General features: G+C 61.5%; 19 protein-coding genes and 2 pseudogenes. 1 reads left to right on the top strand and 20 read right to left on the bottom strand.

What is annotated here, in order from left to right; translation table 11 throughout:
- Window positions 1-170: 170 nt before the first annotated feature.
- The 7 genes from cyoD to ACFSQT_RS25410 all read right to left on the bottom strand — a co-directional run bounded on the left by cyoD (window position 171) and on the right by ACFSQT_RS25410 (window position 7,455).
- Window positions 171-572 (bottom strand): cytochrome o ubiquinol oxidase subunit IV, encoded by a 402-nt coding sequence (cyoD, locus tag ACFSQT_RS25440; RefSeq protein WP_379023314.1) that lies wholly within the window; start codon window positions 570-572, stop codon window positions 171-173.
- A complete protein-coding gene (locus ACFSQT_RS25435; RefSeq protein WP_379023312.1) occupies window positions 569-1,240 on the bottom strand; it encodes a cytochrome (ubi)quinol oxidase subunit III in 672 nt (223 codons plus the stop codon). The genes cyoD and ACFSQT_RS25435 overlap by 4 nt, the downstream gene beginning before the upstream one ends.
- The gene (cyoB, locus tag ACFSQT_RS25430; RefSeq protein WP_379023310.1) at window positions 1,237-3,240 is read right to left on the bottom strand and encodes a cytochrome o ubiquinol oxidase subunit I; all 2,004 of its coding nucleotides are present in this window, start codon (window positions 3,238-3,240) and stop codon (window positions 1,237-1,239) included. Before cyoB ends, ACFSQT_RS25435 begins: the two co-directional genes overlap by 4 nt.
- Before the next feature lies 1 nt (window position 3,241).
- Complete coding sequence (gene cyoA, locus ACFSQT_RS25425) at window positions 3,242-4,120, bottom strand: ubiquinol oxidase subunit II (protein WP_379023308.1); 879 nt, start codon at window positions 4,118-4,120, stop codon at window positions 3,242-3,244.
- A 395-nt stretch (window positions 4,121-4,515) separates the two neighbouring features.
- Window positions 4,516-5,742, bottom strand: a complete 1,227-nt coding sequence (locus ACFSQT_RS25420; protein ID WP_379023306.1) for an oxalate decarboxylase family bicupin — start codon at window positions 5,740-5,742, stop codon at window positions 4,516-4,518.
- Window positions 5,739-6,587 carry an HdeD family acid-resistance protein gene (locus ACFSQT_RS25415; protein ID WP_379023304.1) on the bottom strand — a complete coding sequence of 283 codons (849 nt, stop codon included), beginning with the start codon at window positions 6,585-6,587 and terminating at the stop codon, window positions 5,739-5,741. The genes ACFSQT_RS25420 and ACFSQT_RS25415 overlap by 4 nt, the downstream gene beginning before the upstream one ends.
- Before the next feature lie 631 nt (window positions 6,588-7,218).
- The gene (locus ACFSQT_RS25410; protein WP_379023302.1) at window positions 7,219-7,455 is read right to left on the bottom strand and encodes a hypothetical protein; all 237 of its coding nucleotides are present in this window, start codon (window positions 7,453-7,455) and stop codon (window positions 7,219-7,221) included.
- A gap of 377 nt (window positions 7,456-7,832) precedes the next feature.
- Between ACFSQT_RS25410 and ACFSQT_RS25405 the strand changes: the two genes are divergently transcribed.
- Entirely contained in the window at window positions 7,833-8,135 is a 303-nt protein-coding gene (locus ACFSQT_RS25405; protein WP_379021725.1) for a hypothetical protein, read from the top strand.
- Window positions 8,136-8,427: 292 nt separating this feature from the next.
- Here ACFSQT_RS25405 and ACFSQT_RS25400 read toward each other — a convergent pair whose 3' ends face one another.
- The 13 genes and pseudogenes from ACFSQT_RS25400 to livM form a co-directional block, all read right to left on the bottom strand.
- Window positions 8,428-8,610: a hypothetical protein gene (locus ACFSQT_RS25400; protein ID WP_379023300.1), complete on the bottom strand. Its 183-nt coding sequence runs from the start codon at window positions 8,608-8,610 to the stop codon at window positions 8,428-8,430.
- Between the two features lie 16 nt (window positions 8,611-8,626).
- A pseudogene (locus tag ACFSQT_RS25395) lies at window positions 8,627-10,230 on the bottom strand (ABC-F family ATP-binding cassette domain-containing protein).
- A 107-nt stretch (window positions 10,231-10,337) separates the two neighbouring features.
- A protein-coding gene (locus ACFSQT_RS25390) for an IS630 family transposase (RefSeq protein WP_379018015.1) occupies window positions 10,338-11,281 on the bottom strand; the annotation gives its coding sequence in 2 pieces (ribosomal slippage) (window positions 10,338-10,945 and window positions 10,945-11,281; 945 coding nt in all).
- A 350-nt stretch (window positions 11,282-11,631) separates the two neighbouring features.
- Window positions 11,632-11,868 (bottom strand): hypothetical protein, encoded by a 237-nt coding sequence (locus ACFSQT_RS25385; protein ID WP_379023298.1) that lies wholly within the window; start codon window positions 11,866-11,868, stop codon window positions 11,632-11,634.
- Window positions 11,869-12,141: 273 nt separating this feature from the next.
- On the bottom strand, window positions 12,142-12,753 hold the full coding sequence (locus ACFSQT_RS25380; RefSeq protein WP_379023296.1) for a sigma-70 family RNA polymerase sigma factor: 612 nt from the start codon (window positions 12,751-12,753) through the stop codon (window positions 12,142-12,144).
- 212 nt (window positions 12,754-12,965) lie between these two features.
- A complete protein-coding gene (locus ACFSQT_RS25375) occupies window positions 12,966-13,808 on the bottom strand; it encodes a formate/nitrite transporter family protein (RefSeq protein ID WP_379023294.1) in 843 nt (280 codons plus the stop codon).
- Between the two features lie 546 nt (window positions 13,809-14,354).
- Window positions 14,355-14,615, bottom strand: a complete 261-nt coding sequence (locus ACFSQT_RS25370; protein ID WP_379023292.1) for a DUF2312 domain-containing protein — start codon at window positions 14,613-14,615, stop codon at window positions 14,355-14,357.
- Between the two features lie 273 nt (window positions 14,616-14,888).
- A complete protein-coding gene (gene pyc / locus ACFSQT_RS25365) occupies window positions 14,889-18,347 on the bottom strand; it encodes a pyruvate carboxylase (protein WP_379023290.1) in 3,459 nt (1,152 codons plus the stop codon).
- A gap of 295 nt (window positions 18,348-18,642) precedes the next feature.
- Complete coding sequence (locus tag ACFSQT_RS25360; protein WP_379023288.1) at window positions 18,643-19,761, bottom strand: branched-chain amino acid ABC transporter substrate-binding protein; 1,119 nt, start codon at window positions 19,759-19,761, stop codon at window positions 18,643-18,645.
- Window positions 19,762-19,899: 138 nt separating this feature from the next.
- Entirely contained in the window at window positions 19,900-20,247 is a 348-nt protein-coding gene (locus ACFSQT_RS25355) for a DUF6867 family protein (RefSeq protein ID WP_095084215.1), read from the bottom strand.
- 112 nt (window positions 20,248-20,359) lie between these two features.
- Complete coding sequence (locus ACFSQT_RS25350) at window positions 20,360-21,088, bottom strand: ABC transporter ATP-binding protein (RefSeq protein ID WP_379023286.1); 729 nt, start codon at window positions 21,086-21,088, stop codon at window positions 20,360-20,362.
- Between the two features lie 11 nt (window positions 21,089-21,099).
- Window positions 21,100-22,191: pseudogene (locus ACFSQT_RS25345) on the bottom strand (ABC transporter ATP-binding protein); the annotation flags it as partial.
- A complete protein-coding gene (gene livM, locus ACFSQT_RS25340) occupies window positions 22,191-23,786 on the bottom strand; it encodes a high-affinity branched-chain amino acid ABC transporter permease LivM (RefSeq protein ID WP_379023284.1) in 1,596 nt (531 codons plus the stop codon). The gene livM and the pseudogene ACFSQT_RS25345, both read right to left, overlap by 1 nt.

Raw genomic sequence — 23,786 nt, 5'->3', positions numbered from 1 at the left:
TTCGAACCGTATCTCCGGCAACCGTGTTGGGCCGGTTAATCTTACACCATGCCGAGCGCGGCCCTGTACAGATCGAGGATGGTTTCCCCGAACCGCTCGATCGTCAAGAATCACGGCGGATCGGGAGGGCACCTCAAGCTGGCTGCGCTGGCCGTTGGCCTCGCTTGGGATCAGCTTTGCATCTGGATGATCTGATCCATGGGCATCATGTTGTGGTTCATATGCGCCATGATCCAGAGCGAACCGACGATGACCAGCAGAACGATCAACACACCAAAGGCAAGCGCCAAGACGTTGTTGACGTTGTCGGGGCCGGTGGTGATGTGGAGGAAAAAGACGAGGTGAACGCCCATCTGCGCGATCGCCAGGACGGCCAGTGCGACAGGAATGCTCGGTTCCCAAACCAGCATCGTGCGCGAGATAAAGAAAGACACCAGGGTAAGCAGCGTCGCGAGCCCTAGCCCGACCAGGTAAGTCCTGATTTCTTCGGCAGCCTCGTATCCGTCGAGGCTCTCGTCACCCGGCGCGGTGTCGGCGTAATGCGGGTCTTCTTCCAGCTCAGGGTGGCTCATTGCGTTACTGCCATCAAATACACCATGGTGAACAATCCGACCCAAATGATATCAAGAGCGTGCCAGAACAGGCTGAAGCAAAGCAGGCGCCGGAGAATGTCGGCCCGGTAGCCCTTGGCGAACACCTGCGCCATCATCGTAAGCAGCCATAACAAGCCGATGGTCACATGCAGGCCATGGCAGCCGACCAGTGTGAAGAAAGCCGACAGGAACGCGCTCCGCGTCGGGCCTGCCCCGAGTGCAATCATGCCCGTGAACTCTCGGATCTCGATGCCAAGGAATGTAGCCCCCAATATGAAGGTTGCGGCCATCGCGCCATAGAACCAGAATCCGTTGCGCATCCGGGCGCCGACGCTTGCGAGGCCACAGGCAAAGCTCGACAGGAGAAGGCAGGCCGTCTCGATGCCGACATTGCCGAGGTTGAACAGTTGCCGCCCGCTCGGCCCGCCGGCCGTCGCGTCAACCAGCACCGCGTAGGTCGCGAAGAAGGCGGAGAACATGACGATGTCGCTCAGCAGGAAAATCCAGAAGCCGTAGCCTGCGATGATGCGCTTCGACGCCAGCGCATCGGCCGCATGCTTCGCGGTGTGCTGGAGACCCGGCGAGCCGTAGGCCCGCTCGACGCGGTTCGGGACGTCCTGGCCGCCGGCCGCGTCGAACGCGCTCATGACGCCGTCCCCGATAGGGCGAGCGTCTCGCCGCGCGCGGTTCGGTTGGCCCGATCGATGCGCGCGACGGTGTCGGCCGGAATTACATAGTCGACTTCATCGCGCCAGGCGAAGACAACGAAGGTTGCGAACGCGCCCACTGCAGCCAAGGCCACGATCCACCAGATATGCCAGATCAGCGCGAATCCCATGAAGCTGGCGAAGAAGGCGCAGATGAACCCTGTCGGACTGTTCCTCGGCATCTCGATGTCCACATAAGGGGGGTCCTCGCCCAACCCGACCTGCTGGCGCGCACGCTGCTTCATGCCCCAGTAAGCCTCGTCGCCCTCGACGCTCGGGAGCATCGCGAGATTGAAGGCAGGTGGCGGAGAAGGTGTCGCCCATTCGAGGGAGCGTCCATTCCAGGGATCGCCGGTCCTGTCGCGAAGTTCCTCACGCCGGCGAATGCTGATGGCGAGTTGCGCGATCTGCAGGACTATTCCGGCCAGGATGATCGCCGCGCCGCCGGCGGCGATCAGCAGCCAGGGACGCCATTCGGGGACATCGTAGTGCTGCATGCGCCGCGTCATACCCATGAGGCCCACGACATAAAGCGGCATGAAGGCGACGTAGAAGCCCACGATCCAGCACCAGAACGACGCTTTGCCAAGCCCTTCGTGCAGCCGGAAGCCGAAGGCTTTCGGAAACCAATAGGTGTAGCCGGCGAAGGCACCGAAGAGCACGCCTCCGATGATGACGTTGTGGAAATGGGCTACAAGGAAAAGGCTGTTGTGCAGGACGAAGTCCGCCGGGGGCACCGCCAGCAAGACGCCGGTCATCCCGCCGATGACGAATGTGACCATGAAGGCGATCGACCACAATATCGGCTGGGAATAGACGACCCGGCCACCGTACATCGTGAAGAGCCAGTTGAAGACCTTTACGCCCGTAGGCACCGCGATGATCATCGAAGCGATACCGAAAATCGCGTTGACGTCGGCGCCGGCCCCCATGGTGAAGAAGTGGTGCAACCACACGGTGAAGGAAAGTACGCAAATGGCCATCGTCGCCATGACCATCGACCGATAGCCGAACAGCGGCTTGCCGGAAAAGGTTGAGATCACTTCCGAAAATATACCGAAGGCGGGCAGGATCAGGATGTAAACTTCAGGATGTCCCCACGCCCAGATCAAGTTCACGAACATCATCGCGTTGCCACCGGCTTCATTGGTGAAGAAGTGAAAACCGAGGTAGCGATCCAGCAGCAGCATCGCCAAAGTCGCCGTCAGGATGGGAAATGCCGCGACGATCAGCAGGTTGGAGGCGAGCGTCGTCCAGCAGAACATCGGCATCCGCATCAAGGCCATGCCGGGTGCACGAATCTTCAGGACCGTCGTGACAAAGTTAACGCCGGTCAGCAAGGTTCCCACGCCGGAAATCTGGAGCGACCAGAGATAATAGTCGACACCGACGCCGGGCGAGTAGGCCATCTCCGACAAAGGGGGATACGGCAGCCACCCGGTGCGCGCGAACTCGCCCACGACCAGCGAAATATTGACGAGCAACGCGCCGGCAGCGGTGAGCCAAAAGCTGACCGAGTTGAGCGTCGGGAACGCCACGTCCCGGATCCCAAGCTGCAGCGGCATGACGAAGTTCATCAACCCGATCACGAAGGGCATTGCGACGAAGAAGATCATCAGCGTGCCGTGAGCGGAGAAAATCTGGTCGTAGTGCTCGGGTGGCAGGTATCCTTCGGAGCGGAATGCCAGCGCCTGTTGCGACCGCATCATGATCGCATCGGCGAAGCCGCGCAGCAGCATCACCATCGCGAGCAAGATGTACATGATCCCGATCCGCTTGTGGTCCACGCTGGTGATCCAGTCGTGCCAAAGATACGGAAGCCAGCCCTTCAGCGTCACCCATGCGAGGACGCCGACAATCACCACACCCACCAGGGCGGCCGTGAACAGTGGGATCGGTTGGTCGAAGGGAATAGCTGCCCAGCTGAGTTTGCCAAACATGCTAGTTCTCCGTCCGCGGGGATACGCTCGCATTAGGCCGACCGGTCTGCGGGCCGGGTCCAGGCGGCAGTTGCCGTGTGACGATCTGCTGGAAGAGGTCGGGATCGGCCGCGCGGAAGGTGAAAGGGGTGGTAATCACGCTTTGCCTGGCCAAGGCAGCATAGCTCTTGGCGTCGAGGCTTGGCCCCATGCTGCGCGTGGCATCGATCCAGGCCGCGAACCGCTGCGCCGACACCGCCTGCACGTCGAAATGCATGTCCGAGAAACCATCGCCACTGAAATGGCTCGAAAGACCGCGGAAGGTGCCCGGAGCATTCGCGCGCAGGTTCAACTGCGTTGTCATGCCGGTCATCGTGAAGATCATGCTGCCGAGCCGCGGTACGAAGAACGCATTCATCACGCTCGCGGATGTCAACGAGAAATGAATGGCCGTGCCGGCAGGAACCACAAGATGGTTCACGCTCGCTATACGCTGGCCCGGGTAGATAAAGAGCCACTTCCAATCCAGCGCGACCACCTGGACCTCCAGCGGTGGCGCGTTTGATGTCAACGGTTTCGCGGGATCGAGGTCGTGGGATCCGATCCAGGCCACTCCGCCCAGGAGCATGATCACAAGCAGGGGAATGGACCAGACGATGAGCTCGATACGGCCCGAATACTCCCAATTCGGCAGGTGGTTCGCTCTCGTGTTGGAGGCTCGAAACCACCAGGCGAAGGCAAAGGTGGCGACGATCGTCGGCACCACGATGGCGAGCATGATGGCGAGCGAATCTATCAGGATCGTTTTCTCTGCTATCCCGACCTCCCCTTGCGGGTCGAGAACCGCCGGCTGGCATGCCGTCAAAACGATCGGCGCCAGGAGGGCAGCGCAACGCGCCATCTTGGTGCTCGCCGATCGACGACGCCGCGAAGGCCGTTTGCAGTCTGGCAGTCCGTCTGACCTGGCGGGCATCACCACGCTCCCTCACATCATGTGAGCATCCTGGCCGATGCTTGGCGTCCGGCTCGGCTTGGCCGCTGGCATCCCGCATTCCTAATGAGCCGCCCCACTTGGCCTTCGAACTGTCGTCCCTGATCGCACATGCGATACGCGGTTCATCAACGAGCGAGGCTATTTGTGGAGCGAGACAAAGGCTTTGCCGGTCTTGCGGTGATTGGTGCTAATCTGCGCAGCACGTGGATGGGATCAATCGAAGCAGCGAACCCTGAACGACTGCGAGAGCTGCAAGAAAAGCGCGGGCGGCGTCACCGGCTCACGCACCGGGGTGCGCGATGCTAAGCTGGCACGATGGGCGACTTCTCCTTGCGCAAGGCGTGCAGAAACTGCGGGTCGGCGCGCAAACTGGCGCGGACCAATTCCGGCGGTGTGAGGGCAAGCCACTGATTCAGTGACACATCGGCGAAGTAGTCGCTCTTGAATACCTCCAAATATCGCAGCGTCGTATTGCCTGTGTTCTCGATGTAGTGGCCCATGGCGAAGGGTACGTAGCCGACGTCGTTGGCCTGGAAATCGAATGTGCGGGCGGCACCTGAGGCGGCGAACACCCCCATGCGGGCCTGACCCTGAATGTAGTACTGCCATTCGTTTGTATTCGGATGCCAATGCAACTCGCGCATCGCTCCAGGCTCGACCTCGACCAGGGCCGCCGCGATTGTTTTGGAAGCCGGGAACACGCTGCTGTCGGTAATTCGCGCGGTTCCGTGTTTCATCTTGATCGGAGCCTGTGCCATCATGCGGTGGCTGAAGCTGTGCGGAACCTCAACCGCGCCCGCGATCTTGTCTGCGCTGAGCGGCCCCGGAACCGGCGCGGGAAACATGTAAAGCTCGCTGGGATCGGGGACGTTGGCAAGGCTCGACGCCGGAACGCCGAAATTCTTGGCGAGCACTTCGGGAGGCGTGTGCTTCAGAAAGTCGCTTAGGAGGAAGGTGTTATCCTCGTCGAAGTCGCCGTCATCGAACACCAACAAGAATTCCGTCCCGTCTGGATCAAGGCCCTGGATCGAGTGTGGAATGCCCGGCGGGAAATACCACAGGTCGCCCATGCCGACGTCGTCGACGAAATTGTGGCCATTGGCATCGACAGCCGTGATGCGTGCTTTCCCATACAGAACATAGGCCCACTCGGCGGCCTTGTGCCAATGCAACTCACGCACGCCGCCGGCATTCAGGCGCATGTTCACGCCGGCAATGTCCTTGGAGACGCCGAGCTCGCGCACGGTCACCTGCCGGGTCCAGCCACCGCCAGACAGTCGCATATGGGCATCGTCAAACGAGAAACGCAGGTTCGGCAGCGCACCCGAATCCGTGCTCGGTGGGGCCACCAGGTCCGGATTCTGGGCCATCCGGGGAGGATTCATCGGACCAGGGTTGGTGCCGCCGCGGCCGTTGACTATCGGGTCACGTTTCTGCGCCTGGGCAAGTGTCGCCGTCGTGAGCAAGCCGCCAGCTGCTGTCGCAGCCAGCATGGTTCGACGGGATATCTTGTCGGTGACTATGCTCATTTTGTCATTCCTTGCTGCGGTGGGCTTCTCGACGTGAATTGGTTCGGCCACGGACGGCCTGAGTGTCCGCTTGGCACGCAAGGCACACGATATTGATCGGGCGCTGACGAGGTCTTTCCTATTGACGCACGCAATAGCTGAATCGCACGATGATCGTGGCTGTCGAAGGTGGAGCGGTGCGGAGGAACGCTGCCCGCGATCGCCTCAGGCGGGTTGCGCCAAATGGAAACGCCCAGGCTCTCACGCTCGCCTGTTTCTATTTTTTGCACCCACGACAACGCGCTGCTCGTCAGTCCAAAACCGAATGCCAAGAACGTCGCACCTTGCATTGTCAGGTCGATTGCCAGAATCGCGGCTGGCGCCGCCAGAGTACTGAATGGCCGTCCGAAGAGGATGACAAGGCCCGCAAGAAGCGTGACTGTCCCTGAAAACGCAACCCAGCCCCAAGCCAGATGGCGCCTGGACTGGAGACCAACCCAGAACCGCAGAATGCCTGCCGCGATTAGTGTGATTGCCAGCACGAGCGTGTAAGCCAAGGCTGCAAGCAGTGGATTGTGGAACGCGGCGATGCCGGCGATCGCATAGGCGAAGCCGCTCGACAGCCAGAATGCAAACGATCTCCATCCCTGAATATTGAAAGCGTGAACGACCTGCGCGATGCCGGCTACCGACATCAACACGCCAATATGGAAGACGGATGGCACCGTAGCGGCGGACAGGTTCGCGAATCCCAGAAAGCCCAGGCCCAGTAGAGCGATGCCAAGCATTGTGAAAAGCCACCACTTTGCGCGCAACTCCGGGAAGGCGGAGCCGAGGCCACGGGATCGTTCGATCGCATTCGTCATGAGTTCCTCCTTCAGTTCAGTCGAGGGACGCCGCCGGATGGTGAGAGGCAAGCGCATCCGGTGTCGTCATACCCCTCTTGTTGCTGCCAGGACTTGCGCGTTGTTGCCTTGGTCGGCGCTGATTTTGCGTGTTTTCCGCCAGATCGAATGCGGTGGCCACACACAGGCCTGTGTCGTGGGTGGGTCGCTCGATCTCTAGGATTGGTTCGGGGCGAGGGTTGCAGTGACAAAGGTGCAATCTGGCGCCGACGATCGCAATTTCGAACAAGCAGAAAGGATTTTGTTGCTTAGGTTGGACTTCGACACTGTGTGACACGGAGAGCCGATCAACAGCGCAAGGTGCGCTAATGGCTCTCGCCAAAAGTGCGCACGATGCCTTGCAGCCGAGACCTCGACGGATCGGCGCTGCCCGTAGGGCGCCTTTGCCGGCAACACATGAAATCAACAAATAATATTTGTAGTTAAAGTATATACATATATCAAACATTCGTATTATGCCGAGGAGCTTCTCCTGTATCTATATCAGTTTGGCTTTCAACGACCAAGAAAGCTTCAACTACAGGAGCGTATTATGAAAAGAGTAACAGGAGTCTTGGCGACGATCGCCTTGGGCGCAATGCTGGCAGCCGGCTCAGCAACGATGTCGATGGCGCACGGTGGTGGCGGTGGCGGCGGCCATGGTGGTGGCGGCGGCTTCGGCGGTGGCGGAGGCTTTGGCGGCGGCGGCCATGGTGCGAGCATGGGCGGTGGCGGCCATGCCGGAGGCTTTGGCGGTGGCGTAGGCCTTGGCGGTGGCCACGGCATAGGCTTTGCCGATGGTGGTCGTGTCACAAGCATGGGCGGTGGCGCCCATGTCCGTGGTGTCCATGTCGGCGACGGTCATAGGTTTGGAAGGGACCGCGGTTTCGGCAGTGACTTTTATGATGACGGCTACTGCGGTTACCCGTACCCATACAATGAGTATCGCGGACTTTACCCATATTGTCCGTGATCCATGACAGTCTCTTCGAATCCGGACTCCACAGCGTGAGCGGGGACCGGATTCGAACTCCGAAGGATTGGCGCGCATGTCTGCCGAACTGCCGGCCTGACCGGAATTTCGTTTCGCACTGCCGATACCCCATGCACATCCATGGATACATGTATATGTATCTGTCAAACACGGATACTATTCCGAGATCGACATACATAGCGATATAAGTGTTGTTCAACAGTCCGGGAATTCTCAACCTGCAGGAGTGTATCGTGAGAAAATCAGCAGCAACATTGGCGAAGATTACTTTGGGCGTGATGCTGGCGACCGGCACGGCGACGGTCTCCATGGCGCGCAGCGGCGGCAGTGATGGTCATCCCCTACACGCTCGCAGCGGTGCCATCGGCAACCGCCAGCACCACAAGGTCTTTTTCTTTGGCGGTCGGGAATTAGGCGATCGGGAATATGACAACCAGTCCTGGTTGAACGACGACACCGACACTGCCTACTGCTCGTTCGACGCCGTGAACCCGAGTTACTATGGATCCAATGGAATCTGGCACTCTTGCCTGTGACCCAATCCAGCCAATTGGAGTGGTTTGGTCGCATTGGTCGTCAGCAGGTTCCCAGCCTTGGGCGTCGAAGCCCGCCGATCCATTCAACTTAATGGATAGAATTCCGCCACCGCCCCTGATGGAACCGCGCAGATACGGCCTGTCACTGTTGCCCAGTTGACCGAAGGAGAACCTCTTATCGATTCGGGTCTCAAGGCGAACGAAACGGTCGTGGTCGACGGACAGTACGGGCTCATGCAGGGCACGCCGATGCAGTCGCCCTGCAAAGCGCAGTGCACTTAACGCCTCATAATTAACAGCAGTGCGGCACCTCCACCACGCCGTGCTCGACTGCGCTTTGCTCCGGGTTCAGGCTATCGCGATAGGCAACAGCAGCCGACAAAGTTCGAATCATCCCTGGCTTCAGCCGGGCACGATCTCCCGTACCTGTTTTGTTTGCAATTGCAGAAACAGACCATTGCTTCGCGAGCGGCACCGCGCGTCTCCGTATCCTAAGTCAACTTGGGTTGCCCGATGGACGGCAACTCCAGCCTGCGCGAAATACCGATTGCTTGCAAAAAAGCTTCGTCATGGCTGACAACCAGCAGCGCTCCGTCGTAGGCTCGCAATCCGGTTTCCACTGCCTCGATGGAATCGATGTCGAGATGATTGGTTGGTTCATCGAGGATCAGAAGGGAAGGCGGCGGCGGTCCACCCAGAACACAGGCGAGACCGGCGCGCAGCAATTGCCCCCACTGAGAGAAGACGCTGTCTGTAGCGCAGCGTCGGCACGAAACATGAACCGCGCAAGGGCGGCCCGGCAAGCATTCTCGTCCGCCGCTTGGTTGATGCGCCGGAAATTGTCCCTGATCGACACTGACGGATCGAGCAGCTTTACCCTCTGGTCCAGCATCGCGAATTCGGTCATAACCTGCACCGTTCCGACCCATGGTTCCATATGCCCGGCGATGAGCGCGAGCAGCGTCGTCTTGCCTGAGCCATTGGGTCCGGCAATGGCAATACGTTCGGGACCGGTGATCGTCAGGGACAGATCGCGGATTACCGGCACGTGTGGTGCGTGACCCACAGTGACCGCATCAAGCCGCAACACGGTTCTGCTGACCGGCCTGCCTGTCGGCGAGAGCGTGACTGTCAGAGGTTGAAGGATCTCGATCCGCTCTCGTGCGCCAGCCGCCGCTTCGACGGCCCGCGCGCGCCTGCTTTCGGCAAGGCGGGCATTCTCACCACTCGTACCCTCGCTTCGTTCCTTCAGTCCACTAAGCATGATGCGCGGCATGTCGCCTTTCGCACCCTTCTTCCGTCCTGCGCTGTCCTTGCGTGCTTTGCGCTCGGCCATTGCCTGCGTCCTTGCGGGCGATGGCGGCGATGCGTTTTTAGGCGTCCGCGAGGTCATGCTGCGCGGCAGCCAGGTCCAGCGCCCGGCGCTCGCGATAGGCGCCCCAGTTGCCGCCATAACGTATCGCGCCGAGAGAGGTCAGGTCGACGATGGCGTCCATCGTCTCCAGCAGTTCCCGGTCATGGCTGATGACGATGGCACCATTGCGCCAGCTTGCGAGCAGTTCAGTGACTGCCGTGCGGCCGGCGCGATCGAGATTGTTGGTGGGTTCGTCCAGCAGGAGGAAGTCCGGCTCCTCGAAGATTAGCGCGGCAAGGCGGCCCGCGTGCGCTGTCCGCCGGACAAAGCAGCCAGAATTGTTTCCGGCTGCGCACTGAGCCCAACCTGGCCAAGCGCGGAGGCCATGCCTGCCTCGAGCGTCCGGTCGGCATCGGCAAGCTCCTCGGCGGTGGCTTGGCCCGCCTCGGCGCGGCGCAGAAGCGCCAGTGCCTGTCTTCGGCCAAACAGGTCCGCCACCGTCTTGTCCCGCCTCCCCTGCGCGGTCTGGTGCAGGACACCAAGAGACCCACCGACGGAAATCGTGGCGGACTGAGGCGTAAGCTCGCCGGAGATCAGCCTGAAAAGCGTTGTCTTGCCGATGCCGTTGCGGCCGACGAGGCCTGAGCGTTCCGGCCCGAAGCTCAGGTCGATGTTGGAAAGAAGGGTGCGGCCGTCAGGCGCGGAAAAGGTAAGATTGGACAGAACGATCGAAGCATGGATGGAATTCCCGATGGCAAGGCGAGCTGGCGTTGCGGTCGGGCGGAAATCCATTGCTGCACACATCCTGTTGAGGCCGACGATTGCCGTGCATCTAGAGCACGTCCGGTTTAATCTGGGTCATAACCTGCGGCCTTGAAGTAGTTCTGGCATTCGGCTGGGGTGAAGAGGTCGACGAGCGATCCGACGGCGGTCCACAGGGCTGTGATTGTCCTCTCGGCTTTGGCCCGCATAAGAGCCTTGAGTTTTGAGAAGGCGTTTTCGATCGGATTGAAGTCGGGGCTGTAGGGCGGCAGGAACATGAGCCTCGCGCCGGTCGTCTCGATTGCATCGCGAACGCCGGCGGCCTTGTGGGCGGGAAGGTTGTCCATCACGACGATGTCGCCCTCCGACAGGGTCGGGACCAGCACCTGCTCGACATAGGCCAGGAATACGTTGCCGTTCATGGCGCCGTCATAGACGAACGGGGCGGTCATGCCCGTCAGCCGCAGTGCGCCGGTGAAGGTGGTGGTTTTCCAATGGCCGTGCGGCACGCCCGCCCGGCAACGCTCACCGCATGGCGCACGGCCCCGCAGCCGGGCCATCTTGGTCGATAGTCCAGTTTCATCGATGAACACCAGCTTTGCCGGATCGAGATCGAGTTGGCCGTCGAACCACGCACGACGGCGCTTCAGGATGTCGGGACGATCCTGCTCCAGTGCATGTGCGGACTTTTTTTGAACGTCCAGCCGTGCCGGCCAAGCCAGGCGCTTAAGGCGCTGCGACTGATCCGAGCCGATCGCTCGACCGCCAGCCGCTCTACCATCTCGTTCAGCGTGATGTCCTTGCGCTCATCGATCAACCCCACGATGAAGGCTTTATGCGCATCGAGGCTGGACGCGCGTCGACGGCCTTGCGGCCGCGGCGTCCGCTCGCCGATCTTCGCCCGTGCGATCCACCGGATTGCACTCGATATGCCGACGCCGAACCGCGCCGCCGCCTGCCGGGCAGACATGCCCGCGTCCGAAGCCTTCAAGACCCGCGATCGAAGATCGTCGCTCAGTGCTCTTCCCATCATCCACCTCATCAAAGTGGATGTTGAATCACCCGCGAAGCCCGACGTCACATCACAATCGATTCATTGATCGCGGGACGTGCTCTAGTCTCGCGAAACGTTGCAATCAAGACTGCGAACAGAGGATTCCTGATCCCTTGAGGTCGCCGCTGGCGATCCAGTCGAACAACTGGTTGGTGCGGGCGCGAAGCAGCGCCGGCGTTTGGATGGTCGAGGAATGGAGCGTATCCGGTCTTGATGCTCTTCGGCGGGCTCACGATGTCGAGCCCCCAATATGTTCATAGGCCTCACACAGCAGCCCCCGCCGCTCCTGAGAGACGGCGGTGCTGCGGCGAGACGGCGGAGCCTTCTTATTTACCCATGTATTGCTGGAGGAGGTCCTTGCTCGCAGCCGGATGGGCCTTGAACGAGTTTATGCCGTCAAACCACCCTTTCTGCGAGAAGTCGCCGTATTCGCTGCTGCCGTGTTCGCCACGGTCGCGACCGCCATGATGGCCCTCGCCGTGCGACGAGGCGGCAAAGGCCCCGGTGAGTGGAACGATGACGATCATCGCGGCAAGCGCCGCCCTCAGAGGGATGGAACGCATGATTAGATATCCTTTTCGATATGGAAGGCGGCTATTTGTCCACCGCGCATTCCGGCTACAGACACTCGGGAACCTTCGGGACGCGATGTTCATCTCGTCGCCGCCGGTCTCGGCTTGCATTGCTTACTTAGCGGTGATCAGAAGTAATAAATAGTATACCAAGGCGTTAATTGATGTATAAAGTAGTATGATGTGGTTATTTGTGACCCAGGCAGGCCCGCCAGACCTTGCGCCGTGCTGATGCTAGTCTGCCAACCTGAGCCCATTCTTCGCTCAACCTGGTCGTCCTGGCCGCGAGACACCTTCGAGGATCGATCGCAGCTCCTCTCTGCCCCTGGCGATCCGCGACGTCAGCGTGCCTGCCGGAATACCCAGCGCTTTCGTGGCATCGGCATAGGAGAGGCCTTCGACCGCGACAAGCACGAGTGCTGCACGCCGTTCAGGATTGATCTGCTGAAGCGCCGAGAACACGTCCACCGATATGAGCCTGTCGATCTGTGGCGACGTCGCGATCGCATCTATCGTTTCTGAGATCGTGGTCACCGCCTGGGCATGGCGTTTGGCGCGCCGCAACTGGTCGACGAACAGATTGTGCATGATCGTGAGCAGCCAGCGGCGCGGCGTATCGCCAGCCGTCCAGTTCGCCATCCTCGACAGCGCCCGTTCGAGGCTGTCCTGCACAAGGTCGTCGGCGGCATCGCGGTCCCGCAGCAGCGCGCGCGCATAGCCGCGCAGCCGTGGAATCTCCGCGACGATCGCTCGCCTGCGTTCGTCAGCGATTTCGGCCGCCGCGACGCCTGTCGACGAAGAAGCGTCAGCCGAGCGAAAACTCGGCTGCGGCGAAACATCGGGCGGAAGTTCGAGTTGCGTCATGTTCATGGTCATCAGGCGATGCGCAATGGCGGCGATTGCAACTTGCCGATGCCTTTCCTGGCTCTAGCTGCGTTCCAATCGAAGCTGTGCGGCTGGGGTGCCGTCGGCGCTACCATGGCGGACCCGACTGAGGCCTTCTTTTCGAAACGACTACATTCTTTCGCGATGGAATGTGGTCGGCTCAATGCTGGGGAGGAAGATGTGTTCGCCGGAATGCTGGCCCATCACTCGGCTGGGCCGAGTGACATCCTCGCCGCAGGGACGGGCACGTCTTCTGCGCCGCCTTTCAGGTAGGTCCAATAGAGAGGAAGTCCGGTGAAGAGGAACCCGCCGGCAATGTTGCCCAAGGTCACGGGTATCTGGTTCCAATACCACCAGTCTGCGAAGCTGATCTTGGCCCCGAGCATCATCCCCATGGGAATGACGAACATGTTGACGACGCAGTGCTCGAATCCGAGCGCGAAGAAGGCGAATATGGGCAACCAGCATCCGACGATCCTGCCGAGGGTGGACTTCGAACTCATTCCCATGACGACGCCGAGGCAAACCATCCAGTTGCAGAGCATGGCCTTGACGAAACCGGTCACCAGCCCATCGTATCCATACGGCTCATAGGCGATCGTCTTTGCTTCGGCGAGCGCGCGCAGATGATCTCCGAGCGCGCCCGCCCCGACATTGCCGACATCGGTTAGGACGACATAGAACAGCCCGGCAAAGGCGAGCGAGCCGAGCATGTTGCCGACAAAGACCCAGAACCAGTTGGCCAACATCCGGCCAACCGTCGTGCGGTGAGCCAGGACGGCCAGTGGCACCAGACCAAAATTCCCGGTCAGGAGCTCGAGGCCAAGGATGATGATGATGGCAAATCCCACCGGGAAGATGAGAGCGCCGACAAGCGCGACATTTGTCTGAAGCGCACCCTGCAGGGCCAGACTCGTCGCGAAGGCGAGGAGCGCGCCGGAAAGCATGCCGCGGATCAAAAGATCAGGAACGCTGTGAGAGGCTTTGGCGGCACCGAGATCCACCATTGCCCGCACGATTTCGGGCGGCGAGAAGCTGTCGTTCATGATCGCTGTCCTTCCGAGTCAGGCACGTCTCCGTGCGTCGCCAACCAGGACTGGATAGCCGACGGCATTTCGCGGCGACATTCTACGCAGGGCAACCGGACTAAGCGCTTGATTTAGGTCCAGACATTCCTTGGTATGCCTTGTCGGCCGCGATCAGGTCGGTGAGGCGGTCCGGAACATGTTGGCGCCGTCCGCTGGAACGGGTCGATCGATCGACGTGGCGCATGCTGCGGCGGCCATCCTGGCCGCTTCTATCCGCTGTATCGCGGCCTGCACGGCGCCAGAATCCGTCAGCGCAGGCAAAATCGCCGGCGTAGCTGCCGCATATCTGAACAATATGCCAATGGACAACTTAAGATGTGCTTCTCGCCAGCCAGAACCCTGATTAGCGCCGAGGAGATGGAAGCGATTGCCTCGTTGGCAGCAGTGCCGCTCGAGCGCCATGGTCTGCCGCCGGGACTGCGCAAAAGCAGCACGGCGGCAACCTGATGCCGGGGTCATCGCCACGTAGTCTTCTCGTGGGCGGCGACCCCGCCAGCACAGAACTCATTCCATTCCGAGCGCGGCCTTGTACAGGTCGAGGATGGTTTCCTCCTCCTGCCGCTCGGCCTGGTCCTTCTTGCGCAGCCGGATGATGGTGCGCATCGCCTTGGTGTCGAAGCCGGTGCCCTTGGCCTCGGCGAACACTTCCTTGATGTCGTCGGAAATGGTCTTCTTCTCTTCCTCGAGCCGCTCTATGCGCTCGATGAAGGCACGCAGCTGGCCGGCGGCAACAGTCTGGCTGGTCTCGGTGATATCGTCGGCCATGTTTTCTTCTCCGCGTCTTTTATGCGTCACGACTCGGAAACGGACCGTGACGGATTTGAGCGGGTTCGATGCCCGACCAAGCGCGGCGGGTCAAGATAATATCGATACGGATGAAGGGTTGCGCACGCCCCGAGGTGTGTTGAGATTCAGGTCAGGCCGAGCCGAAAACGGTGGCTTCCGAGAACCGGAGCGGAGCGTACTTAAAGTACGTGAGCACCGGAAGCGCAGGAAGCCAGCGTTTGCAGGCCGGCATCACCTGAATATCAATACACCTCAATTGAACGCGATCAGCAGATCCTTGGCATCGATCTGATCGCCGGCCTTGACCAGCACCTCGGCGACCGTGCCGTCGCGCTCGGCATGCAGCGCCGTCTCCATCTTCATCGCCTCGATGGAAAGCAGCACGTCACCGGCCTTCACGGCCTGACCGGCGGAAACCGCAAGCGCCGAGACCACACCCGGCATCGGCGCGCCGACATGCGCCTCGTTGCCAGGCTCGGCCTTGCGGCGAGCCTTGGCGGCGGACGCGCCATGCGCCCTGTCGGGCACCTTGACGCGGCGCGGCTGGCCGTTGAGCTCGAAGAACACGGTGACCATGCCCTTCTCGTCGACATCGCCGATGGCCAGACAGCGCACCACCAGTGTCTTGCCCTTCTCGATGTCGACGAAGATCTCGTCTTCCGGCTTCATGCCGTAGAAATAGGTCGGCGTCGGCAGGACGCTGACCGGGCCGTAGGTCTCCTGCGCGCCGACGAAGTCGGAAAACACTTTCGGATACATCAGCCAGGAGGCGAATTCGAACTCCGAGAGTTTGCGCTCGAGCTTCTCCTCGACCTCCTTGCGGCTGGCCTTGAGATCGGCCGGCTTGAGCAGCGAACCAGGCCGCGCCTTGATCGGCTTGTCGCCCTTCAGCGCCTTCTTCTGCAGCGCTGCCGGCCAACCGCCGGGCGACTGGCCGAGATCGCCGCGCAGCATCGAGACGACCGAATCCGGAAAGGCGATATCCCTGGCTGGATTTTCGACGTCGGCGACGGTCAGATCCTGGCTGACCATCATCAATGCCATGTCGCCGACGACCTTGGACGACGGCGTCACCTTGACGATATCGCCGAACATCAGGTTGACGTCGTGATAGGTCTGCGCCACCTCGTGCCAGCGTGTCTCAAGCCCAAGCGAGCGCGCCTGTTCCTTGAGATTGGTGAACTGTCCGCCCGGCATTTCGTGCAGATAGACTTCCGACGCCGGTCCCTTGAGGTCGCTTTCGAAGGCGGCGTACTGGTTGCGCACCGCTTCCCAGTAGAAGGAGATCTTGCGGATCCATTGCGGGTCGAGGCCCGGGTCGCGCTCGGTGCCCTTCAACGCCTCGACGATCGAGCCAAGACAGGGCTGCGATGTGTTGCCGGAGAAGGCATCCATCGCCGCGTCGATGGCATCGACGCCGCTCTCCACCGCCGCCAGCACCGTCGCCGCCGACAGGCCCGACGTGTCGTGGGTGTGGAAATGGATCGGCAGGTCGGTCGCCTCGCGCAGCGCCTTGAACAGCGCCCGGGCAGCACTCGGCTTGAGCAGACCGGCCATGTCCTTGACGGCGATGATGTGGGCGCCGGCCGCCTGCAGTTCACCGGCCAGGCCGACATAGTATTTGAGGTCGTACTTGGCTCGCGCCGGGTCGAGAATGTCGCCGGTGTAACACATCGCCGCTTCGATCAGCTTGCCTTCGGCGCCGACCGCGTCCATGGCGACGCGCATGTTCTCGACCCAGTTCAGGCAGTCGAACACGCGGAACAGGTCGATGCCGCCAGCGGCTGCCTGCTTGACGAAATGCTGCACGACATTATCGGGATAATTGGTGTAGCCGACGCCGTTGGCGCCGCGCAGAAGCATCTGCAGCAACAGATTGGGCGCCGCCTCGCGCACCAGCGACAGCCGCTCCCATGGATCCTCGGTGAGGAAGCGCATGGCCACGTCGAAGGTGGCGCCGCCCCAGCATTCGAGCGACAGAAGCTGCGGCAGGGCGCGCGCATAGGTGCCGGCGATGCCGGCGATGTCGTGGGTGCGCACACGCGTCGCCAGCAGCGACTGATGGCCGTCGCGCATCGTCGTGTCGGTGACCAGCACCTCCTTGCGCTCACGCATCCAGGCGGCGAATTTCTCCGGCCCCAGCACGTCAAGCTTCTGCTTGCTGCCGCCCGGCACATTGCCATTAAGGTAGGGGACGATGGGTGCGGCCGCGTCGGCCTTCGGCTGCGGCCGGCCGCGCGCCTCGGGATGGCCGTTGACCGACACGTCGGCAAGATAGTTGATGAGCTTGGTCGCGCGATCCTGGCGCTTCACCTGCTGGAACAGTTCCGGCGTCGTATCGATGAACTTGGTCGTGTAGGAATTGTCGGCGAAGCTCGGGTGGTTGATGATCGCTTCGAGGAAAGTCAGGTTGGTGGCGACGCCGCGGATGCGGAACTCGCGCAATGCCCGGTTCATGCGGGCGATGGTCTCGGCCGGCGTCGGCGCCCAGGCCGTCACCTTCTCCAGCAGCGGATCGTAGAAGCGGGTGATGACCGCGCCGGAATAGGCGGTGCCGCCGTCGAGGCGGATGCCGAAACCGGTGGCGCCGCGATAGGCGGTGATGCGGCCGTAGTCCGGGATGAAATTGTGCTCGGGGTCTTCCGTGGTGATGCGGCACTGCAAGGCATGGCCGTTCAGCTTGATGTCCCCCTGCGCCGGCACGCCCGATCCCGGCGTGCCGATGGCGAAGCCGTCGAGGATGTGGATCTGCGCCTTGACGATGTCGATGCCGGTCACCTGCTCGGTGACGGTGTGCTCGACCTGGATGCGCGGATTGACCTCGATGAAATAGAACTTGGCCGTGTCGGCGTCCTGCAGGAACTCGACCGTGCCGGCACCGATATAGCTGGTCTCGCGCGCGATCTTCAGCGCGTAGGCGCAAAGCTCCTCGCGCTGCGGCATTTCGAGATAGGGCGCCGGCGCCCGCTCGACGACCTTCTGGTTGCGGCGCTGGATCGAGCAGTCGCGTTCGAACAGATGCACCGCATTGCCATGCGTGTCGCCCAGCACCTGCACCTCGACATGGCGGGCGCGCTCGATCAGCTTTTCGAGATAGACCTCATCCTTGCCGAAGGCGGCTTTCGCCTCGCGCTTGCCTTCCATGACCTCGCGGGCGAGATCGGCCTCGGAGCGGATGGCGCGCATGCCGCGCCCGCCGCCGCCCCACGATGCCTTCAGCATCACCGGATAGCCGATCTCCTTGGCCAGTTTCTTGACCGCCTCCATGTCGTCGGGCAACGGATCGGTGGCGGGGATCACCGGCACGCCGACCTCGATCGCCAGATTGCGCGCGGCAACCTTGTTGCCGAGCCGGCGCATCGTGTCCGGCTTCGGCCCGATGAAGGTGATGCCGGCGACGGCACAGGCTTCAGCGAATTCGGGGCTCTCCGACAAAAGCCCGTAGCCTGGATGGATGGCATCGGCGCCCGAAAGCCTGGCGACGCGGATCACCTCCTCGATCGACAGGTAGCTTTCGATCGGACCCATGTCGCGGTTCAGGTGCGGCCCGCGTCCGACCTGGTAGCTCTCGTCGGCCTTGAAGCGATGCAGCGAATACTTGTCCTCTTCGGCCCAGATCGCCACGGTTTTGAGACCAAGTTCATTGGCCGCGCGAAAAACGCGAATGGCGATTTCGGATCGGTTGGCGACGAGGATCTTCGTGATGGCCAAGGACGAACTCCGGACAATGTCGGGGAGGAAGCTGGCCTCATGATTAGCGCGAAAATGCTGCAGCGCAAACAAAATTGACGCTGAATTAAATCGATTGAAGTGGAATCTTTGCGGCAAAGTCGGTCGCATTCGGTCGAACGCTTAAGAAAGCGCCCGGCGCCGCCGTTCGGGGCACGATCCTTTTCCGGCTAAAGGCCGGCTGCAGCGCTCGCCGGTCTCGTCTGAAAGGGAGCGGCTCAAAAGAAAAATGCCCGGCGCTAGGCGCCGGGCATCCAAAGATCAAGGATCGACAGGCTTACATCTTCTGGACGTAGGTGTACTTGCCGTCGTCGCCCTTCTTCCATTCGTACATGACGTAGCCGGGCAGCGTCGGATCGCCCTTGGCGTCATAGGACAGGTCGCCGAGCACGGTCTTGAACGGGCCGCTTTCATGCAGCGCCTTGGCAACTGCCTGCGGGTCGTTCGACTTGGCGGCCGCCGCTGCTTCCGAAAGCGCCTGCACGGCAGCGTAAGCGTAGAGCGTGTAGGCTTCCGGCTCGAAGCCCTGCGCACGGAACTTCTCGACGAGTTCCTTGTTGGCGGGGATCAGGCGCGGATCCGGGCCGAAGGTGTTGAGCGTGCCCGCAACCGCGTCGCCCGCGATCGACGCCAGCTCGTTCGACACGATGCCGTCACCGGAAATCAGCGTCGCCTTGAGGCCCTGGTCGGCCGCCTGGCGGATGATCAGGCCGGCTTCGGTGTGCAGGCCGCCCCAGTAGATGATGGTTACGCCGGCTTCCTTCATCTTGGCGATCAGCGCCGAGAAGTCCTTGTCGCCGACGTTGATGCCTTCATACATGACTTCCGTCACGCCCTTGGCGTTCATCGCCTTCTTGGTTTCGTCGGCAAGGCCCTGACCGTAGGTGGTCTTGTCGTGCACGACGGCGATCTTGGCGTCCTTGAAGTTCGCGGCGAGATAAGCGCCGGCAATGCTACCCTGCTGGTCATCGCGTCCGCAGGTGCGGAACACGTTCCACAGGCCGCGCTCGGTAAGCTTCGGGTTGGTCGCGGCCGGGGTGATCTCGACGATGTTGTTTTCGGCATAGACTTCCGATGCCGGGATCGAGACGCCGGAGTTGAAGTGACCGACCACGAACTTTACGCCGTCGCCGACGAACTTGTTGGCAACCGAGATGCCTTGCTTCGGATCGGAAACGTCGTCGCCGACCTCGAGCTTGATCTGCTCGCCGTTGATGCCGCCCGCCGCGTTGATGTCGGCGACAGCCGCTTCCGCACCCTTCTGAAGCTGTGCGCCGAAGGCTGCGTTCGGACCGGTGATCGGGCCGGCGACGCCGAACAGGACGTCAGCCCACGCGTTGCCGCCGAACGCGACCAGCGCGGTCAGGGCGACGGCGGACAAAAGTGACTTTTTCATTTAAACGCTCCCATTTACGGAGTGGGCGTGGATGAAGCTTTTCATGCGATGCCCACCCTTATCGCAGAAAGCATAGTTTGCCGATTTTCAGGCACTTGTCACGCCGATTCATCCCCGAAGCGGCGCTAATGATGAACGTCAACCCTTCGGTTTCCAGCTCAAGATTGAAGCTCTTTCATAGAGCCAATTATACTGCGTCACCATCTGGTTGGTACGCGTGTATTGATAGCCGACGAAGCCGAGGATCATCAGCACGATGGTGTCGACGATGTAGTAGTGCAGCGAGAACATCGTGCCGCCGAACAGCGCGTGATGGATGAAGCGGATGCCTATGCCGAGCCCTAGCATATAGACGAACAGATGGATGAAGCTGCGCCATGTCTGGGCGCTCGCCTTGCCCGTCATCCAGGCCGCCCAGCCGCCGAGCAGACAGGTGACGAAGAAGAACTGCCAGATCGACGGCTCCTCGTAGAGAATGCCCTGCATGGTGAAGTCTCCCTAGCATGATCCCGAAAAGTTGCAGACTTTTCGGACAAGGATCATGCGACAAACAAACAACTTGGAGCGGAATATCGGATGCACACGTTCCGCTCCAAGCTCAGTGGTGACCGCCTTCGAGATAGGCGGCGCGCACTTCCGGATTGGCGAGCAGTTCCTTGCCGGTGCCGCTCATCGTCACATTGCCGTTGACCATGACGTAGCCGCGCGTGGCGAGCTTGAGCGCGCCGAAGGCGTTCTGCTCGACCAGGAACACGGTCAGCCCCTGGGTGCGGTTCAGCTCGCGGATGGCGTCGAAGATCTGCTTGACGATCAGCGGCGCCAGACCCAGCGACGGTTCGTCGAGCAAAAGCAGCTTTGGCCGCGCCATCAGCGCACGTCCGATCGACAGCATCTGCTGCTCGCCACCCGACAGCGTGCCGCCGCGCTGGGCGACGCGCTCCTTGAGCCGCGGGAACAGCGTGAACACCTTCTCGACGTCCTCGTCATAGTGTTTGAGGTTGTCGAGGCTGGCGCCCATTTGCAGGTTTTCCATCACCGTCATGCGCGGAAAGATGCGCCGGCCTTCGGGTGATTGGGCGATGCGCATGCGGGCGATCTCATGCGTCGGCATCTGGGTGATGTCGGTGCCGGCAAAGGTGATGGTCCCGGCGCGGGCGCGAGGCGCGCCGAAGATGGTCATCATCAGCGTCGACTTGCCGGCGCCGTTGGCGCCGATCAGCGCCACGATCTCACCCTGGTTGACGGTGACATCGACGCCGTTCAGCGCCCGGATGTTGCCGTAGTAGGTCTGCACGCCCTTGATATCGAGCAGCGTTGTCCCGGCCATTATTTACGCCCCCCACGCGGCTTGGCTGTCGAGGATTTTCCGGTCGGCTTGGCCGTGACCCGCTCGGACGGCTTTCTTGGCAAGTTTGCCTTTGCATCGACCTGCGCCGCTTTCGAGGCGCCCTTCGATACGGTGACGCGCTCGCCATCGCTGTGTCCGACGGTGTCGCTCACAGGTCCGGCCAGGTATGACGACGATGTTCCCGGGCCATGCGCGGCATCTGGCCCAATGTCGAGTTGCTCGATGACGTCCTCGTCGCCGACCTCGGTCAGCACGGTCTCGACTTCCTCGTCGTCGACGCCGAGATAGGCGGCGATGACGCGCGGATCGGTACGCACCGATTGCGGATTGCCGTCCGAGATCTTGCGGCCATATTCCAGCACCACGACATGGTCGGATATCTGCATGACCACCGACATGTCATGCTCGATCAACAGGATCGAGGTGCCCGTGGTGTTCTTGATGTCGATCAGCAGTTCGTTGAGCGACGCCGATTCCTTTGGATTGAGGCCGGCCGCCGGCTCGTCAAGGCACAGAAGCTCCGGACCCGTGCACATGGCGCGGGCGATCTCGAGGCGCCGCTGCGCGCCGTAGGGCAGGTCGCCGGCCGGATCGTCGGCACGGTCGACGAGATTGGCCTTCTCCAGCCAGTGCCTGGCGAGGTCGATCGATTCGGCCGAGGCCTTGCGATAGCTCGGGAAGCCGAACAGGCCGAGCACCGTATAGCCCGAGGCCTTCATCAGCTTGTTGTGCTGGGCAACCAGAAGGTTCTCCAACAGCGTCATGCCCGAGAACAGGCGGATGTTCTGGAAGGTGCGCGCCACCTTGGCGCGTGCCGGGATCTCATGGTTGGGCAGGCGTTCGAGCAAATAGCTCGAGCCGTCGTTCCGGTTGAGCGTGATCATGCCTTCCGACGGCTTGTAGAAGCCGGTGATGCAGTTGAACACGGTGGTCTTGCCGGCACCGTTGGGTCCGATCAGCGCGGTGATCTCGCCGCGCTTGGCGGTGAAGGACAGGTCGCCGATGGCGACCAGGCCGCCGAACTTCATCGACAGATGCTCGACCCGCAGGATGGCCTCGTTCATGGGTGTGCTCGCATTCATCAGCCGTGCCCTTCCTTGGTGAAGGCGCCTGAGACAGCCCTTCGCTCCTTGAGAAAGGCGGTCGGTTCGCGACTGCCGACGAAGCCGCGCGGCTTCCACAGCATGACGATGACCATGGCCATGCCGAACAGAAGCATGCGGTAGAGTTCGGGGGTGAAGTCCGGCCCGAAGATCTGCTTGAGGAAGTCGAGTTCGCGCAGCGCCTCGGTGCCGCCGATCATCACCATGGCGGCAACCGCAATGCCGACCAGCGAGCCCATGCCGCCAAGAACGACGATCGCCAGGATGATGGCCGATTCCAGGAAGACAAAGGATTCGGGGCTGACGAAGCCTTGCCGCGCGGCAAAGAAAGAGCCGGCGAAGCCGCCGAACATGGCGCCTGTGGCAAAGGCCGTGAGCTTGGTTGTCGTGGTGTTGATGCCCAGAGACCGGCAGGCGATCTCGTCCTCGCGCAGCGCTTCCCATGCGCGGCCGACCGGCAGACGGCGCAGCCTGATGGTGACGAAGGCGGTGAGCAGACACAGGCCAAGGATCAGATAATAGAGGAAAATCTTGTAATACGCGCCCGACTGGGCGATGCCCAGCACCTTGGCGATGTAGTTCGGGTCTGACACGTTGAACGACATCAGGCCGAAGAAGCTGACCTTGGGAATGCCGGAAATGCCGGCCGACCCGTTGGTGACCTCGCGCCAGTTGATCAGCACCAACCGGATGATCTCGCCGAAAGCCAGTGTCACGATAGCCAGGTAGTCGCCGCGCAGGCGCAGCACGGGGAAGCCGAGCAACACCCCCCAGAGGGCGGCCATGGCGCCCGCGGCGGGCAGCAGGATCCAGAAAGACAGGCCGAAACTCGTGGCGAGAAGCGCATACGCATAGGCGCCAAGTGCATAAAAGGCGACGTAGCCGAGGTCGAGCAGGCCGGCGAGGCCGACAACGATGTTCAGGCCCCAGGCCAGCATCACATAGATCAGGATCTGGATGCCGAAATTATCGACCCATTTCAGCGAACCCTGCAGCCCTCCGGCAATCGACCAGGCGTTCAGCGACAGCACCGCGACCACGAGGATCGGGTACAGCACGAGCGCGGCAACGCCGAGTTTGGTGAAGTTGGCATGGATGAAGGCTCGAAAGTAGTAGATCACGCAGGCCAGCACATAGATGACGGCCAGTGCGCGCAGGAATTGCAAATAGCCGGCCGGTTCTGCTCCGATCCATCCGGCGAGAGAGCTGTTCAACACGAACAGCAGCACCGCCGCGACGGCTGCTGCGATAAACGCCGGCAGCTGGAAGAAGCGCGACGCCACGCTGCCCGGCAACAGGCCGGTGGCGACGTCGGCGATCTTCTGGTTGGCCATGAAGGGCTGGCCATAGGCGACATAGAGGAAGCGTCCGACGGCCGTGGCGATCACCACGGCGGCGAGCAGGGCCCAGCGCTGAGTCAGGACCAGTTCATTGGAAATGTTCTGACCGGTCTTCAGCCCGATGAACAGCACGAACAGGCCAAGCGCAATGGCGCCGGCATAGAACGCTTCCTTGAGGGCGCGTTGGATGGGGGTGGCGACGACGTCGCGCTCCGGAGATACGGTGACGGCCAT

The organism is Mesorhizobium calcicola, from assembly GCF_042682105.1.
GTDB classification, from domain to species: domain Bacteria; phylum Pseudomonadota; class Alphaproteobacteria; order Rhizobiales; family Rhizobiaceae; genus Mesorhizobium; species Mesorhizobium calcicola.
The sequence above is the reverse complement of the archived record's forward strand: the minus strand, read 5'-3'. Positions and strand labels throughout refer to the sequence as shown.

Excerpts from the sequence above, each read along its gene's own strand:
- cyoD (WP_379023314.1), bottom strand. The coding sequence starts at position 572 with ATGAGCCACCCTGAGCTGGAAGAAGACCCGCATTACGCCGACACCGCG.
- ACFSQT_RS25435 (WP_379023312.1), bottom strand. The coding sequence starts at position 1,240 with ATGAGCGCGTTCGACGCGGCCGGCGGCCAGGACGTCCCGAACCGCGTC.
- cyoB (WP_379023310.1), bottom strand. The coding sequence starts at position 3,240 with ATGTTTGGCAAACTCAGCTGGGCAGCTATTCCCTTCGACCAACCGATC.
- cyoA (WP_379023308.1), bottom strand. The coding sequence starts at position 4,120 with ATGGCGCGTTGCGCTGCCCTCCTGGCGCCGATCGTTTTGACGGCATGC.
- ACFSQT_RS25420 (WP_379023306.1), bottom strand. The coding sequence starts at position 5,742 with ATGAGCATAGTCACCGACAAGATATCCCGTCGAACCATGCTGGCTGCG.
- ACFSQT_RS25415 (WP_379023304.1), bottom strand. The coding sequence starts at position 6,587 with ATGACGAATGCGATCGAACGATCCCGTGGCCTCGGCTCCGCCTTCCCG.
- ACFSQT_RS25410 (WP_379023302.1), bottom strand. The coding sequence starts at position 7,455 with ATGGACACCACGGACATGGGCGCCACCGCCCATGCTTGTGACACGACC.
- ACFSQT_RS25385 (WP_379023298.1), bottom strand. The coding sequence starts at position 11,868 with ATGCGTTCCATCCCTCTGAGGGCGGCGCTTGCCGCGATGATCGTCATC.
- ACFSQT_RS25380 (WP_379023296.1), bottom strand. The coding sequence starts at position 12,753 with ATGACCATGAACATGACGCAACTCGAACTTCCGCCCGATGTTTCGCCG.
- ACFSQT_RS25375 (WP_379023294.1), bottom strand. The coding sequence starts at position 13,808 with ATGAACGACAGCTTCTCGCCGCCCGAAATCGTGCGGGCAATGGTGGAT.
- ACFSQT_RS25370 (WP_379023292.1), bottom strand. The coding sequence starts at position 14,615 with ATGGCCGACGATATCACCGAGACCAGCCAGACTGTTGCCGCCGGCCAG.
- ACFSQT_RS25360 (WP_379023288.1), bottom strand. The coding sequence starts at position 19,761 with ATGAAAAAGTCACTTTTGTCCGCCGTCGCCCTGACCGCGCTGGTCGCG.
- ACFSQT_RS25355 (WP_095084215.1), bottom strand. The coding sequence starts at position 20,247 with ATGCAGGGCATTCTCTACGAGGAGCCGTCGATCTGGCAGTTCTTCTTC.
- ACFSQT_RS25350 (WP_379023286.1), bottom strand. The coding sequence starts at position 21,088 with ATGGCCGGGACAACGCTGCTCGATATCAAGGGCGTGCAGACCTACTAC.
- livM (WP_379023284.1), bottom strand. The coding sequence starts at position 23,786 with ATGGCCGTCACCGTATCTCCGGAGCGCGACGTCGTCGCCACCCCCATC.